General features: G+C 53.4%; 12 protein-coding genes. 3 read left to right on the top strand and 9 right to left on the bottom strand.

The window, feature by feature from the left end:
- Positions 1-53: 53 nt before the first annotated feature.
- Positions 54-1,952, bottom strand: coding sequence for a sensor histidine kinase (locus tag AWJ19_RS00555; protein ID WP_068720631.1), 1,899 nt, complete (start codon positions 1,950-1,952; stop codon positions 54-56).
- A 246-nt stretch (positions 1,953-2,198) separates the two neighbouring features.
- Here AWJ19_RS00555 and AWJ19_RS00550 point away from each other — a divergent pair, with 246 nt between their 5' ends.
- Together AWJ19_RS00550 and AWJ19_RS00545 are read left to right on the top strand one after the other, a co-directional pair.
- On the top strand, positions 2,199-2,378 hold the full coding sequence (locus AWJ19_RS00550; protein ID WP_068720629.1) for a hypothetical protein: 180 nt from the start codon (positions 2,199-2,201) through the stop codon (positions 2,376-2,378).
- Positions 2,379-2,398: 20 nt separating this feature from the next.
- Positions 2,399-3,001 (top strand): hypothetical protein, encoded by a 603-nt coding sequence (locus AWJ19_RS00545; RefSeq protein ID WP_068720627.1) that lies wholly within the window; start codon positions 2,399-2,401, stop codon positions 2,999-3,001.
- Positions 3,002-3,103: 102 nt separating this feature from the next.
- Here the strand turns inward: AWJ19_RS00545 and AWJ19_RS00540 are convergent, their stop codons facing one another.
- The gene (locus AWJ19_RS00540) at positions 3,104-4,342 is read right to left on the bottom strand and encodes an MFS transporter (RefSeq protein ID WP_068720625.1); all 1,239 of its coding nucleotides are present in this window, start codon (positions 4,340-4,342) and stop codon (positions 3,104-3,106) included.
- A 146-nt stretch (positions 4,343-4,488) separates the two neighbouring features.
- On the opposite strand from AWJ19_RS00540, the gene AWJ19_RS00535 reads away from it, so the two are divergent.
- Complete coding sequence (locus AWJ19_RS00535) at positions 4,489-5,220, top strand: peptidylprolyl isomerase (protein WP_068720798.1); 732 nt, start codon at positions 4,489-4,491, stop codon at positions 5,218-5,220.
- A gap of 124 nt (positions 5,221-5,344) precedes the next feature.
- On the opposite strand, the gene AWJ19_RS00530 is transcribed toward AWJ19_RS00535, so the two are convergent.
- From AWJ19_RS00530 to AWJ19_RS00495, 7 genes are all read right to left on the bottom strand, one after another.
- Positions 5,345-6,439: a Glu/Leu/Phe/Val dehydrogenase gene (locus AWJ19_RS00530; protein WP_068720623.1), complete on the bottom strand. Its 1,095-nt coding sequence runs from the start codon at positions 6,437-6,439 to the stop codon at positions 5,345-5,347.
- A 213-nt stretch (positions 6,440-6,652) separates the two neighbouring features.
- Entirely contained in the window at positions 6,653-6,982 is a 330-nt protein-coding gene (locus AWJ19_RS00525) for a hypothetical protein (RefSeq protein WP_068720621.1), read from the bottom strand.
- Between the two features lie 39 nt (positions 6,983-7,021).
- A complete protein-coding gene (locus AWJ19_RS00520; RefSeq protein ID WP_068720619.1) occupies positions 7,022-7,723 on the bottom strand; it encodes a pirin-like bicupin family protein in 702 nt (233 codons plus the stop codon).
- Positions 7,724-7,946: 223 nt separating this feature from the next.
- Positions 7,947-8,594: a nitroreductase family protein gene (locus AWJ19_RS00510; RefSeq protein WP_068720615.1), complete on the bottom strand. Its 648-nt coding sequence runs from the start codon at positions 8,592-8,594 to the stop codon at positions 7,947-7,949.
- A 146-nt stretch (positions 8,595-8,740) separates the two neighbouring features.
- A complete protein-coding gene (locus AWJ19_RS00505) occupies positions 8,741-9,178 on the bottom strand; it encodes an Rrf2 family transcriptional regulator (protein ID WP_068720613.1) in 438 nt (145 codons plus the stop codon).
- Positions 9,179-9,340: 162 nt separating this feature from the next.
- Complete coding sequence (locus AWJ19_RS00500; protein WP_068720611.1) at positions 9,341-10,273, bottom strand: manganese-dependent inorganic pyrophosphatase; 933 nt, start codon at positions 10,271-10,273, stop codon at positions 9,341-9,343.
- 115 nt (positions 10,274-10,388) lie between these two features.
- A complete protein-coding gene (locus AWJ19_RS00495; protein WP_068720609.1) occupies positions 10,389-11,807 on the bottom strand; it encodes an RtcB family protein in 1,419 nt (472 codons plus the stop codon).
- Positions 11,808-12,487 lie beyond the last annotated feature (680 nt).

Genomic DNA, 12,487 nt, shown 5'->3' with positions numbered 1-12,487 from the left:
CGCCCAGCAATGCCCTTATCCCTTTAAAATACCCATTTTTTATCAAATCTTTTCTATTTACTGTGATCCGCTGGTAATTTTACGATAACCTCGGTTCCCTGGCCTTTTTTACTGTGAAAATGAATGGTGCCGTTCATCGCTTCGACGATCCGGAAGGTAACCATCAGCCCCAGGCCTGTTCCCTTGGTTTTATTGGAATAATACGGCTCGCCCAGGCGGGACAGCTCGCTCGGCTTCATGCCCTCCCCGTTATCCTTCACACTAATGATGATATGCTGGCCCGATTTCCAGGCTGACACCGTAATCAGCCCTTCTTCGTGCAGCGATTCCACACTGTTCTTGATCAGATTAATGAAGGCCTGCTTGAACTTGGCGGGACTGCCCAGCACATAAAGCCCTTCCTGCAGCTTTAGTTCAATGGTACCGCCCTGCAGATTAGCCAGCGGCACCAGGATGCCGGCCACATGCCGCAGCTCCCCGGACAGCTCGAATACATCCACTTCCTCCAGTCCGGGCTTGGCAAAGGTGAGGAAGTCTGTAATGATCAGGGAGGCCCGGTCCAGCTCCTGTACCGCCATATCGAGATATTCCTTCTCTTTACGACCGGAGCGTTCACCCAGAATCTGCAGGAACCCGCGCGTCACCTGCAGCGGATTGCGTACCTCATGTGCTACAGAGGCAGCAAGCTCGCTGATGATCTCCATTTTTTCCGAGCGCTGTGCAGTATTGTTGAACTGCTCCAGTTCACGGGAATAGGCGAGCGCCTGCTCGTAGTTTCTGGCAAAGCCCCGGCCGAGAATGATGATCAGAGAGAGGATAAACGCCACCACGCCCCACTTCCACCAAAAAAGATGGAAAGAGTCTGCGGATGTAAAATACAATACCAGCTCGCTGAGCGAAATGACCGCAAAGATGGCGAAACCGGTGGAGAAAATAGCTGCATCCTTATTTCCTCTATAAGCATATACCACAGCCAGCCCCAGCAGATATGCCAGCTGAACAATCATCAGCACCCCTAGCACATTCACCGTCATGATCACATACAGCTTGTCCAGCCGGAAGGACAGCAGGGCATTCACCAGCAAAAACACAAAGCAAAAACATGAGTACCCCAGCTGAATATTGCGGAAGCGGACAAGATGCCGGCCTTTGCCGGGTCCGAAAATCCGTTCGAAATATAAGGTAAAGGCCGGCAGCAGGATAAATAATGCCGTATCAAAGCTGGCTTCGACCAGCCGCTCCCTGCTGCCCAGAACAAGCGACAGAAACGGGGAGTACGTAATAAACAGCACGCCGAAAGCAAGAATCACCAGCACCAGGTAGTACCCGCCGGACAATGTCTGCACCCGTATAAAAAATAAACATACCAGCAGGACAGCAGCCATAAAAATGAGTGAGGTCCCCAGGATCACATCCACCAGGTCATGTTTGACATAAAGAGACATTAGACCATCATAATCTCCCGCTCTGATCTGCCCCCCTACCCCGAAGCCCCTGTCCCCTCCGCTGCTCCACAGATACAGCGGTCCGTCACCCGGCGTTGCTGTTAACGGAATCAGCACTTTACTGCCGCTAAAATTAACGTTCTGCCTCGAATCGTAGATGAGCGTATTATTGCGGTAAGCCTTAAGCGTTGTTCCGTATACTTTATCAATAAGCAGCGCTGAATCTGTCTGCATTGGCGGTATTTCAAAGCGCAGCCAGGCTGCGTCAACATCTGCGGGAGGCAGCGGTCTTGCTGTATCCGCAGAACATTTCATCCATTCCTCCTGCGGGGCAGCTGCTGCTTCAGCAACAGTCTCCTCCCCGGATTGCGCCCATTTCAGCTCCCATTCCGGCAGGACGATATCCTGTTCACCGCTCCGCCCGATCGCGATCCCTGCAGTCACCAGAACGGTCAAGAGCAGAAGCATGAATATGGCGGCCACTCTCTTTGGTGATGACAGCTTCATTAGACACCTCAATAAATCATAAGTTGGATTTTAATAGTTCGTATGATTCTTACTTTCGACAACCTTCGCACTTTCCCTGCCTCTATCGGCAAAATTCAGTGAAAACCCTGTTTTTATTATCGGCACGGTTAATCATTCTGGAGAATGAATATATTAAGAATGCCCTGCCAAGCCCGGGAGGCGCAGATTCGCAGCCAATTAATCGGGTATAGAATTACTATAGATCACGGGTAAGGAGGTCCGGCTATGACTGACAAAAGGAAATCTGATGCCAGCGCGGAACGGGATGACGACGGGCTCGTAACCGAGCGGGATATAGATGAGGATTTCGGCTTGTTTCAGGAAGGCTCTTATCCCGGTGCACTACGGGATGAGGAGCAGAAAGCTGCCATTAATCACGCTGTCCCCAAAGAGGGGCAGACTTAAATCTAAGGAGCTGAACGGCTATGGGTAATGAGTTCAACAAAACTGAAGCCGATTTTGCATATGAGCGCTATCAGAAAATGGGCGACGCCCCCCCGGAACAGGATATTCCGCTTGAGGACCGGCGCCCTCTCGGCACTATTACGGAGCAGGGCGTAAGCGGTGTAACTCTGGATGTGGAGCGCCAGCCGCTGGAGTCATCACTGGCCAGCCATGAGCCTATTCATGAAAGACCTGTTGATTATGTTGACGGCATAGCGGATGAAGGAGCTGATCCGGCGCTTGAAGGCGACTCCATCCTCGCCGCCGATATCGGTGTAAACGAGCCTCAGCCGGCGCTTGGCCGCAGGGCCGACCGGGATAACAGCATCATTGCTTCTCCTGCCCCGCAGCGGGACGAGCTGCTGGAATCCGACTCACTTTTCGCCGCAGGAGCAGCCGGTTTAACCGGCAGTGTAATCGACTATGCCGATGACGAGGAGAGCGATGAGGAAGTGCAGCCGCTGGAGGATGTTCCGGATGCCGATGAGCTGCAGCCCGGCACTGCGGTAGACCCGGCCGCCCCTCCGGTTGATGTTATGCCCGGAACCGATCTGCTGAACGGCTCTACAGGTGAAGAGGATTAGTCAAGGAGCTTCAATTAAAGATGTTTAAACGTTAATGTGCAAAGGCCAAAAGCAAATCCGGAAACGTTTTCCCGGTGCTTTTGGCCTTTTGTTATCTTTATTTTAGATATTTCCGCTTGCCTGCGCATCTGCTGCTTCCCCGTGGGCACGTGCTTCACCAACCTTGGCCTCCAGGTTCTGCAGCTTGACCAGCAGCGCTGCCGCAAGCAGCATCATCCCGTTAATAACGAATACCCAGCGGATCGGAATGAACGCACCCAGCAGCCCTCCGATGATCGGCCCGGCCATGGTCGCAAGCTGCGAGGCTGCCTGATTCAGGCCGAACGCGCGGCCGCGGAAGCCCGGTTCAATCGTCTGGACAATCATTGCATTGACTGAAGGCAGCACTCCCGCATAGAACAGGCCGTAGACAAACCGCAGAATGGCAAACTCCACATAGCCGGACACGAAATATTGCAGGATGTTGCCGATCCCGCCGCCGATCAGGCCGATGAACAAAATAAACCCGAAGCCCTTACGGCTGCCGATCCGCCCCCACTGCGGAGCCATTATTACCGTCGCTATGCCGACAGCAGAGAAAACAATCCCCGAGCTAAGCGATGCCGTGTTCCTTGAAATCCCCATATCCAGCAGATAAATCGGCAGCAGCGGCTCCAGAATCATAACCGAGAAGGTGCTGATTCCCGCAAGTGACAGCAGCGTAATGAACGCTTTATTTTTAACTGCCTCCCTGATGTCATCGCTGACACGCGATCTTGCCGCGGAACGGTTAAAGTTCTCCTCCCTGGCAAAAAAGGTGGCGATCAGCGCTGACACGAGCACAATGGCCGCCGAGAACAGAAACGCATCGCGGTTGCTCGAATAATAGCTCACCACCCCGCCGATCAGCGGGCCGATAATGCTGCCTGTTGCTCCCGCTGTTGACATAATGCTCAGCGCATAGCCGGTCTTTTCCTCCGGCGTATTGGTCGCCACCATCGCAATTGCCGCCGGAACAAATCCGGCCAGCAGCCCCTGAAGCACACGCACAATCAGAAACACATACGGGTCATGAACAAAGTAATTAATCAGATAAAGTGCAGCCAGACTGAAGCCCGAGCGGATCAGCATCGGCTTGCGCCCGTATTTGTCAGCCAGAGACCCCCAGTAAGGCGAGATCAGCGCGCTCGCGAGAAAGGTAATCCCGAAGCTCACTCCCGACCAGATTTCCAGATGACTGGTAACTCCGAGCTGGTCACTAAGAAAAATCGAGAGGAACGGAATCGAAATCGAGTAGGCGGTGCTGCAGAAAAACACCCCTATCCAGAGCACGATCAGATTCCTTTTCCATGAAAATGCCAAGACAACCACCGTCCCTTCTGTTAAACCCTGAAGTATCTACCATTCTAGACCTCTTTTCCCGCGATGCCAAATCACTGTTATTCCAGAGGCTTTGCATCAGGCGGGACAAACCATGTATGATGAGTGATGAGCAACCCAGCCTACTCATGATTAAAGGAGAGATTTACAACGTGAAGCGCATTAGAAGAACCCCTGTCATTCTGCTGCTGATGATGACCCTGCTGATGGTCTTTGCCGCAGGCTGCGGCAACAAGCCGGCAGACAACAATGCAGCAGGCAATACTGCCGGCAACCAGGCCAGCCCGGCTCCCCAGGAGGGTGCAGCTGCCGCCACCGAAGGCGTGCCGTCGGCCACGGCCAGCCATCCTGTCGTTACCATTGAGATGGATAACGGCGGCATTATCAAGGCTGAGCTCTACCCTGAGGTTGCACCGAATACCGTAAACAACTTCATTTCACTGATTCATAAGGGCTTCTACGACGGAACCATTTTCCACCGTGTTATCCCGGGCTTTATGATTCAGGGCGGTGATCCCGACGGCACCGGCATGGGCGGTCCGGATTATAGCATTGCTGGCGAATTCTCGGCCAACGGCTTCACGAATAACCTGCTGCACACCGAGGGTGTGCTGTCCATGGCCAGAAGCCAGGATATGAATTCCGGCGGCTCCCAGTTCTTCATTATGGCTGCAGATTACCCTAGCCTTGACGGCAGCTATGCCGCTTTCGGCAAGGTAACGGAAGGCCTCGATGTCGTGCAAGCCATCGTTAACCTGCCGCGTGACAGCTCGGACCGGCCGGACACGCCTCCTGTCATGACCAAGGTTACGGTAGACACGCTGGGCGTTACTTATCCGGAACCGGAAAAAGTAGAATAGCTCCATCCCTCACCGGGGGAGCTTCAATCAGTACAGCATAGAAGCCCGTCTCGGGGTTATCCGGAGACGGGCTTCTTCACGTTACAGCAGTCTGCACCGGATGGCTTCCGGTCCAGGCTGGCTGTTATCTTCTGCTGATGGCATGATGCGGATTGCGCAGGAAGGTGCTGCGGCTGTTGCGCAGCAGGGCAATCCGTTCCTCGGCCAGCCGGTCTGCTGCGGCATACGCAGGAATGCCGCTGGTGCGCGAGATCTCCAGCACGCGGGTGATGCTGTCATAGATCTTGCTGATCTGCTTGAAGGCGCGGTCCTTATTGTAGCCGTTCAGTTCGTCGGCAATATTAATGACGCCGCCGGCGTTAATGACATAATCAGGTGCATAGACGATGCCCATCTCATGCAGGGCGTCCCCGTGGCGCGGCTCCTTCAGCTGGTTGTTGGCTGCGCCTGCAACCACCTTGGCCTTAAGCAGCGGCAGCGACTCGTCGTTGATGGTCGCTCCAAGCGCGCAAGGTGCGTAAATATGGCACTGTACACTGATAATATCCGCCGGATCAACCGCCTTGGCGCCATAGGCTTCAACCGCCCGGGCTACCGCTTCCTTATTGATATCCGTTACAATCAGCTCTGCGCCTTCCTCATGCAGATATTTGCACAGCGTAAACGAGACATTCCCGACGCCCTGCACGGCAACCGTTCTGCCGGCCAGCGAGTCACTGCCAAAGGCCGCTTTGGCTGCTGCCTTCATCCCTTGATAAACCCCGTAGGCTGTCGCTGGTGACGGGTTACCGGAAGAACCGTAAGTAGCCGAAATCCCGGTTACAAAATCGGTCTCCTGATGAATAATGTCCATATCCGCTTCTGTGGTTCCAACATCCTCAGCTGTAATATAACGTCCGTTAAGTCCTTGTATGTATCTGCCGAAAGCACGGAACATGGCTTCATTTTTATCCTTCTTCGGATCGCCGATGATTACGGTTTTACCGCCGCCCAGGTTCAGGCCGGCCACGGCATTTTTGTAGGTCATCCCTTTGGCAAGCCGGAGCGCATCGGTTATAGCGGCCTCTTCAGTAGCGTAGGTCCACATTCTCGTCCCGCCCAGCGCCGGCCCCAGTGTAGTATCGTGAATCGCAATAATGGCCTTGAGGCCCGATGCTTTATCCTGGCAAAACAACAGTTCCTCGTAATCGTCACGTTCCATTGCTGCAAACAATTCCATTATGTCCATATCCCCTGTCTTATCGCATTATGCGTGTTACGTTTCATAACAAAGCTAGTATACTCAACTTTTCTTGTCAAGTTCATTTGTCCTTTTCTTAGGAAAAAACGCAAAATAAACCCAATAACATACATCAATATAACGTATGATGTAACCCCTAAGTTGAACCGGCTATACCTTCCTGACGACTAAAAAAGAAGCGCAGGCGCGCCTCTATTCCCAGTATTCATCCGGCCGGTATTCAATTTCCGATTGTACAGTGATGCTCAGACATTCAGCATCCGCATCATATACCACAGGATTATCCCCGACATAATACCAGTGCTTGATCACCTGGCCCTCCGCCGGCTCTTCAAACCGGAACACATTCAGCTCCGGGCTTAGCTCCACTACGGCCGCCCCCTGTGCAGCCTTTACTCCGCAGAGCTTAATCAGCGTAAGCTCCCCTTGCGGGCTAAACGTGTAGGTCAGTCCGTCCGTGCTGCTGACAAGCATACGCCCGGTTACGGAGTGCTTCACCAGCACCCTCTCCTGCTGCTGCATTTTTGGCTCCTCCTTCATAATGGGATTGTACGTACCTGACTATGGCAGATCAATAACCATGAGCAGAGCGTCAGCTCCGCTGGCGAGCGCAAGCCTGCTGATTCCCTCAATCCGGGCTGAATCTCCCGGCTGCAGGAGCTGACCGTCCGGCAGCTTAACCTGTCCTTCAATTAAATAAATGAAAATACGGCGGCCTGCCTCCTGCTCAAACGTTAGCTCCCGGCCTGCCTCGGCCCGGCCGAGATAAATCGTCATATCCTGGGCGATGTCTACAATTTCCGGTGTGCGCTCCGGGCCTACCACTGGCAGCAGTCTGCCTTCAAGCCTGGCGGGATCAAACCGCCCGGTTGTGTATGAGGGGGCTGTACCGCGTGTGCGCGGCATGAACCAGAGCTGCAGCAGCCTAACTGGTTCTGTGTCCGAAGGATTATGTTCGGTATGGATCGCCCCGGTACCGGCCGACATCCGCTGAACGCCGCCGAACTCCGTCTCGGCCACATTGCCCAGATTGTCCTCATGGCGCAGCCGGCCGGACAATACAATGGAGACGATCTCCATGTCGCTATGCGGATGGGCGCCGAAGCCTCTGCCCGGTGCAATGGTATCATCGTTACAGACGCGCATAGGACCAAAAGCCGTATTATCCGGATCATAGAAATCCCCGAACGAGAAGCTGTGGCTGCCCTTCAGCCAGCCATGATCAAACTGGTGCGCGGATGCCGCGGGATAAACCTTGATCATATCGATCCCTCCTGATTGTCTGATGCGTTTTAAGTTAATCATTCAGTGATGGCTGGAAGCATAAATTCTGCTGTAGAAAGCCTGCATTGTTGCAGGGCACTAACAATAGTTTAGCAGAAAGCCCGGCAAAACCAAAAAAGACGGCTGGAGGCCGGAGAAGGCACTCCATCTGCCAAAAGAAAAAGAAGCAGCCAGCATACGCCGGCCGCTTCATCATTTTCAATTACCCCTCGAACCCGTTCCACTGGACTACTTCTTCCAGCGGCAGTCTGGCGGTGGAGCGTCCTTCTGCTGCAGCTTTGCCCAGAGCAATCAGCATTACAGTCTCGTAACGTTCAGGAATGCTGAACAGCTCACGGAACTTATCGGGATGGAAGCCGCCCATAGGAACCGTGTCGTAGCCCTTCGCCTTGGCTGCAAGCATCAGCTGCATGGATACAAGGCCGCCGTCAATGAGGGCAATTTCCTTCAGCTTCTGGACCGGCATGCTGGAGTAGCCGTCTCTGCTGCGCTTAGCCATTGCCGCTCCCACCTCTGCAGTGACATATCCGGCTGCTTCAGCGTACTCATATATTTTCTCTGCATTGCGGTAAGCCTCGATGTCGCCGATTACAGCAATCGTAGCCGAAGCATCGACAACCTGCTGCTGGTTATTGGCAATCGGAAGCAGCTGCTCCTTCAGCGCCGGATCTGTAATGACAATAAAGCGCCAAGGCTGCAGATTGGATGAGGACGGGGCCAGAATGGCGTCACTCAGAATCGCTTTGATTTCCTCCTCGGAAATGCTCCAGGACGGATCATATTTCCGCACCGAATGCCGCTCCCGGATCACCTTACTGAACTCTACTTCCGTCTTCAATTCTGTTGTCATTGTCTAACTCCTCCTCTTCCTGATCCCAATTCTGTGATTATAAAAGCACAGTTAATGTCAAAAAAATCTGTGTCTTCATACCCTATGCTGCCCAACATTTAACTGTAATTAATTATGCACAGTATAGTTCACAAAAAAGCCTTCTGTCAACAGCCAGCCTTGCGCACCATTTCAGCTAGCGTATATTTTTCAAGCACAAGCACGATACTGCGGTCCATTTCGGCAAAGAGTTCACCGCAGGCGTCCATCATCTGCTCACCTAGCGCATTACCGCACATCGTCTCATTCACCGCTTTGCTGCAAGCTTCGCCTGCCTCTAGTGCCTGATAAATGTCGGCAAGGGTCAGCTTTTCCGGGTCACAGTTAAGCGCGTAGCCGCCGTCCCGGCCTTCTTTGGTCACCAGAATCTGCGCACGCGTCAGCTTGGCCATCGTTTTTCTCAGCAGAGTAGCCTCGGAGGAGAGCAGCTCGGCCATTTCACAGCTTGAACAGGTATCACCTTTCCGGGCCAGCACCACCATTGCCTGCAATACCAGTCCGAAGGATTTATATTGGGAAGCGCTACTGCTGCGTGTTTTTGTCATACGGGCTCCTTTCTGACTCATTGATGTATGTTAAGTATAGAACGCCGGACCTTTTTTGGCAAAAAGAAAGCCCCCGCCCTAACGACCACAGGTCCAGGGCAGAGGCTTGCTTCTATAAACACGGGCCGTCAGCTGGTAAGCTTCCTCGCCCTTATATATTGACTACAGCTTGGCGATCGTTTCTGTGAGTACCGGTACGATCTGTGATTTGCGGGATACAACGCCTCTGAGCAGCGCTTTGTTGTCATCCAGCTTCACATTGTAAGCCTGCTCTACTGCTCCGGCGAGACGGCCGAGCGCCAGACCTACGGAGTCGTTGTTCAAGATGTCTGTTACTACGAACAGGAACAGATCCAGTTCTTTTTCAGCAATAATGGCTGTAAGCGCCGCTTCCAGCTCTGCCTGCTTGGAGAGCACATCGTTCACGTCAACCGCATTGACCTGGGCGATTTCAACCTTGTAGTCACCCATTTTGAATTCCTTGGCATCCAGGGAGATCAGCTGGGCAATGCTCTTGTCACTGAGGTCAGCACCGGCTTTAAGCATAGCCAGACCGTATTCTTCGGCATTTACACCGGCGATTTCAGCCAGCTCACGCGCAGCAGCTACGTCCTGCTCGGTGCAGGTCGGCGATTTGAACAGCAAAGAATCGGAAATGATTGCAGACAGCATCAGACCAGCGATTTCTTTCGGAATCGCTACACCGTTTTCTTTGTACAGCTTGTTCAGGATAGTCGCTGTGCAGCCTACTGGCTCAGCACGGTAGTAGAGCGGGTGCGCTGTTTCGAAGTTGGCGATCCGGTGGTGGTCGATTACTTCAACTACACGGACCTGCTCAATTCCGTCTGCACTCTGCTGGCGTTCGTTATGGTCAACCAGAATCACCTGAGCGGCTTCTCCGGCAACATTTGTAACGAGACGGGGTGCAGCTGCGCCAAATTGATCCAGTGCAAACTGGGTTTCCCCGCTTACTTCTCCCAAACGTACAGCTTCAGCATCCCAGCCCAGTTCCTTCTTGAGTGCCGCATAAGCAATTGCTGAACAAATTGTATCCGTGTCCGGATTTTTGTGTCCAAAGACAAGTGTTTTTTCCATTTCCAATCTCCTTACTTTGTTTTTTGTGAGAATAATATACCATACATTGATAGGGACAAGCCAGAAAAGGAAGAGGAAGTCTTTGTTGTCCTTGCATTCAGGAATTTCCACGCGGCTAAATGCCTTTAATCACCGCCATCGGTTTGCACTTGGCTACAACATCGGCCAGCCCTGCACCTGTGATGCTGTCAATAATCTGATCCACATCCTTGTAGGCCTGCGGGCATTCATCGAGAATCGTATCCAGGGAACGGTGGTTAACAATGATCTCCTCGTCTGTGCCAACCTGCAGCGACTGGCTGAACTCATCCACTGTCACCGTAAGGCGGGTTGCTCTTCTTGAACGTACCCGTCCGGCACCATGGCAGATGGAGTAAAAGTTCTTCAGGCCCTCCTCGCGTCCGAGCATAATGTAAGACGAGGTGCCCATGGAGCCGGGAATGAGCGCCGGATGCCCGGTAGCTTTGTACACCGGCGTGTTCAAAAAATGCCCCGGCGGAAGCGCCCGTGTAGCCCCTTTGCGGTGCACCAGCATCGGCTGCCCGCGGTGGAACTCTTTTAACGCATAGTTATGCATCAGGTCATACAGCACCGGCATTTCAAACTGCGGCCCGTACAGCTCCCGGAAAGCCTCCTGCACCCCGAACGCAATCATATGCCGGTTCGTCACGGCAAAGTTCAGCGCAGAGTACATCAGATTCAGATAGGTCTGGCCCTCGCGGCTGCTGATCGGCGCATAATTCAGGTTCGGATCAGGGTTCGTTACGCCCCAGAGATGCATCGCTTCCTTGATCGTTTTTGTGTGTTCACGGCCGACCATCGCCCCCCAGGCACGCGAGCCGGAATGGATCATGACGACAACACCGCCGTCGAAGAGCCCCCACTTCGCCGCCTGCTCCTTATGCTCCTCGGCAATTTCCAGATACTGAATCTCGCAAAAGTGATTACCGCTCCCCAGGGTTCCGAGCTGGCCGTGGGCGTTTTTGCGGATTTTTGGGGGCAGGTTTTCCAGCGCAGTATGGTCATAGCTGAAGTTGCTCTCCTCCACATGGGTAATCCATTGCGGGGAAGGGATATATTTGTCCGGCAGACCGTTCAGGCCGCTGCGCACAATCTCCATAATATCAATGTCGGCATAATTGCTGTTGACCCGCTCGTTCGTTGGCACATATTTTTCAATCGCTTCGATCAGTCTGCGGCGGACCTCCTTATCCTGCAGATCCCGCTTATGCAGCGGCGTCGTGTGCACGCGCATCCCGCAGCCGATATCCACTCCGACAATCGAAGGCGAGACCATCCCGTCCTTCATGTTCCACACCGCCGTTGTGCCGATGCAGGTTCCCACACCGACATGCGCATCCGGAGTATAAGCCATATATTTATTGCGTGGAATCCGCAGATTGTTGTCAGCCATCTCAAACACTTTGTCTTCGAATGACTCGTAGATCTCCTGATTGGCGAACACATGCAGCGACCCGTGCGGAAGCTCCAGCTGATAGTGGTTGCTGCCGTGCGATTTGATGTTTCTGTTCATTGTTACTCCTCCTGTAGTTTTGTTTATATAAAAAAGCTGCCGGCTGCGCCGTCTCTGCTCTCCCTGTAATCAGGTATAGCGAAACCTTGCACAATCCGGCAGCCTCATTCAACGTCTAGTGCTGCAGCACGGCTATGACGTGTTGCTGCTACTGTAGATCGGCCTGCACCTCAGCCCCGTGCAGGAGGGAGAGAGGGCTGAATGAGCTGGATAACAGCCGGATGGATAGAGCCCGCGCTCCCCGCTCTGCCGTCTGAAGGCGGCGGAACGGAAGGATTGCGGGTAGAAGCCTGGCTCGAGATCGGATGCCGGGTTTAGAGCCGGGGCTGGCGATAGAGCTGGCGTTAGCGCTGGCGTTATGTCAAAAACTGAATCGGATTCCAGGGTCACAGCTAGAGCCGGATCCAAAGCTGTAGCTAGAAACGGATCGGATTCTACAGCCAGAACTAGAGCTGGGGCTGATTGCGGAGCAGTATCTTGTTCCAGATTAAAACCTGTGTGCCCCTGTATGCCCAGCGCTGCCGCCCGCTCTATGTGCTGCTCATTCCATCTGATTAGTTTGCTCATTCTTCTCTCTCCTTTCAGGGATGTGGGATAAGGTGCTGGCTAGGTGTGGGTTCAAAGGGACTTTTCCCTTTGATTTCAGCATTTGGCCCGCCTGCACCTCGATCAAAGGGATT

This window comes from Paenibacillus sp. DMB5 (assembly GCF_001517085.1).
Lineage (GTDB): Bacteria > Bacillota > Bacilli > Paenibacillales > Paenibacillaceae > Paenibacillus_AQ.
This window is presented reverse-complemented; position numbering and strand designations above follow the sequence as displayed.

What these genes read in the sequence shown, in the direction of transcription:
- AWJ19_RS00505 (WP_068720613.1), bottom strand. Translation starts at nt 9,178, where the DNA reads ATGACAAAAACACGCAGCAGTAGCGCTTCCCAATATAAATCCTTCGGA.
- AWJ19_RS00550 (WP_068720629.1), top strand. Translation starts at nt 2,199, where the DNA reads ATGACTGACAAAAGGAAATCTGATGCCAGCGCGGAACGGGATGACGAC.
- AWJ19_RS00495 (WP_068720609.1), bottom strand. Translation starts at nt 11,807, where the DNA reads ATGAACAGAAACATCAAATCGCACGGCAGCAACCACTATCAGCTGGAG.
- AWJ19_RS00555 (WP_068720631.1), bottom strand. Translation starts at nt 1,952, where the DNA reads ATGAAGCTGTCATCACCAAAGAGAGTGGCCGCCATATTCATGCTTCTG.
- AWJ19_RS00530 (WP_068720623.1), bottom strand. Translation starts at nt 6,439, where the DNA reads ATGGAATTGTTTGCAGCAATGGAACGTGACGATTACGAGGAACTGTTG.
- AWJ19_RS00510 (WP_068720615.1), bottom strand. Translation starts at nt 8,594, where the DNA reads ATGACAACAGAATTGAAGACGGAAGTAGAGTTCAGTAAGGTGATCCGG.
- AWJ19_RS00500 (WP_068720611.1), bottom strand. Translation starts at nt 10,273, where the DNA reads ATGGAAAAAACACTTGTCTTTGGACACAAAAATCCGGACACGGATACA.
- AWJ19_RS00525 (WP_068720621.1), bottom strand. Translation starts at nt 6,982, where the DNA reads ATGCAGCAGCAGGAGAGGGTGCTGGTGAAGCACTCCGTAACCGGGCGT.
- AWJ19_RS00520 (WP_068720619.1), bottom strand. Translation starts at nt 7,723, where the DNA reads ATGATCAAGGTTTATCCCGCGGCATCCGCGCACCAGTTTGATCATGGC.
- AWJ19_RS00535 (WP_068720798.1), top strand. Translation starts at nt 4,489, where the DNA reads ATGATTAAAGGAGAGATTTACAACGTGAAGCGCATTAGAAGAACCCCT.
- AWJ19_RS00545 (WP_068720627.1), top strand. Translation starts at nt 2,399, where the DNA reads ATGGGTAATGAGTTCAACAAAACTGAAGCCGATTTTGCATATGAGCGC.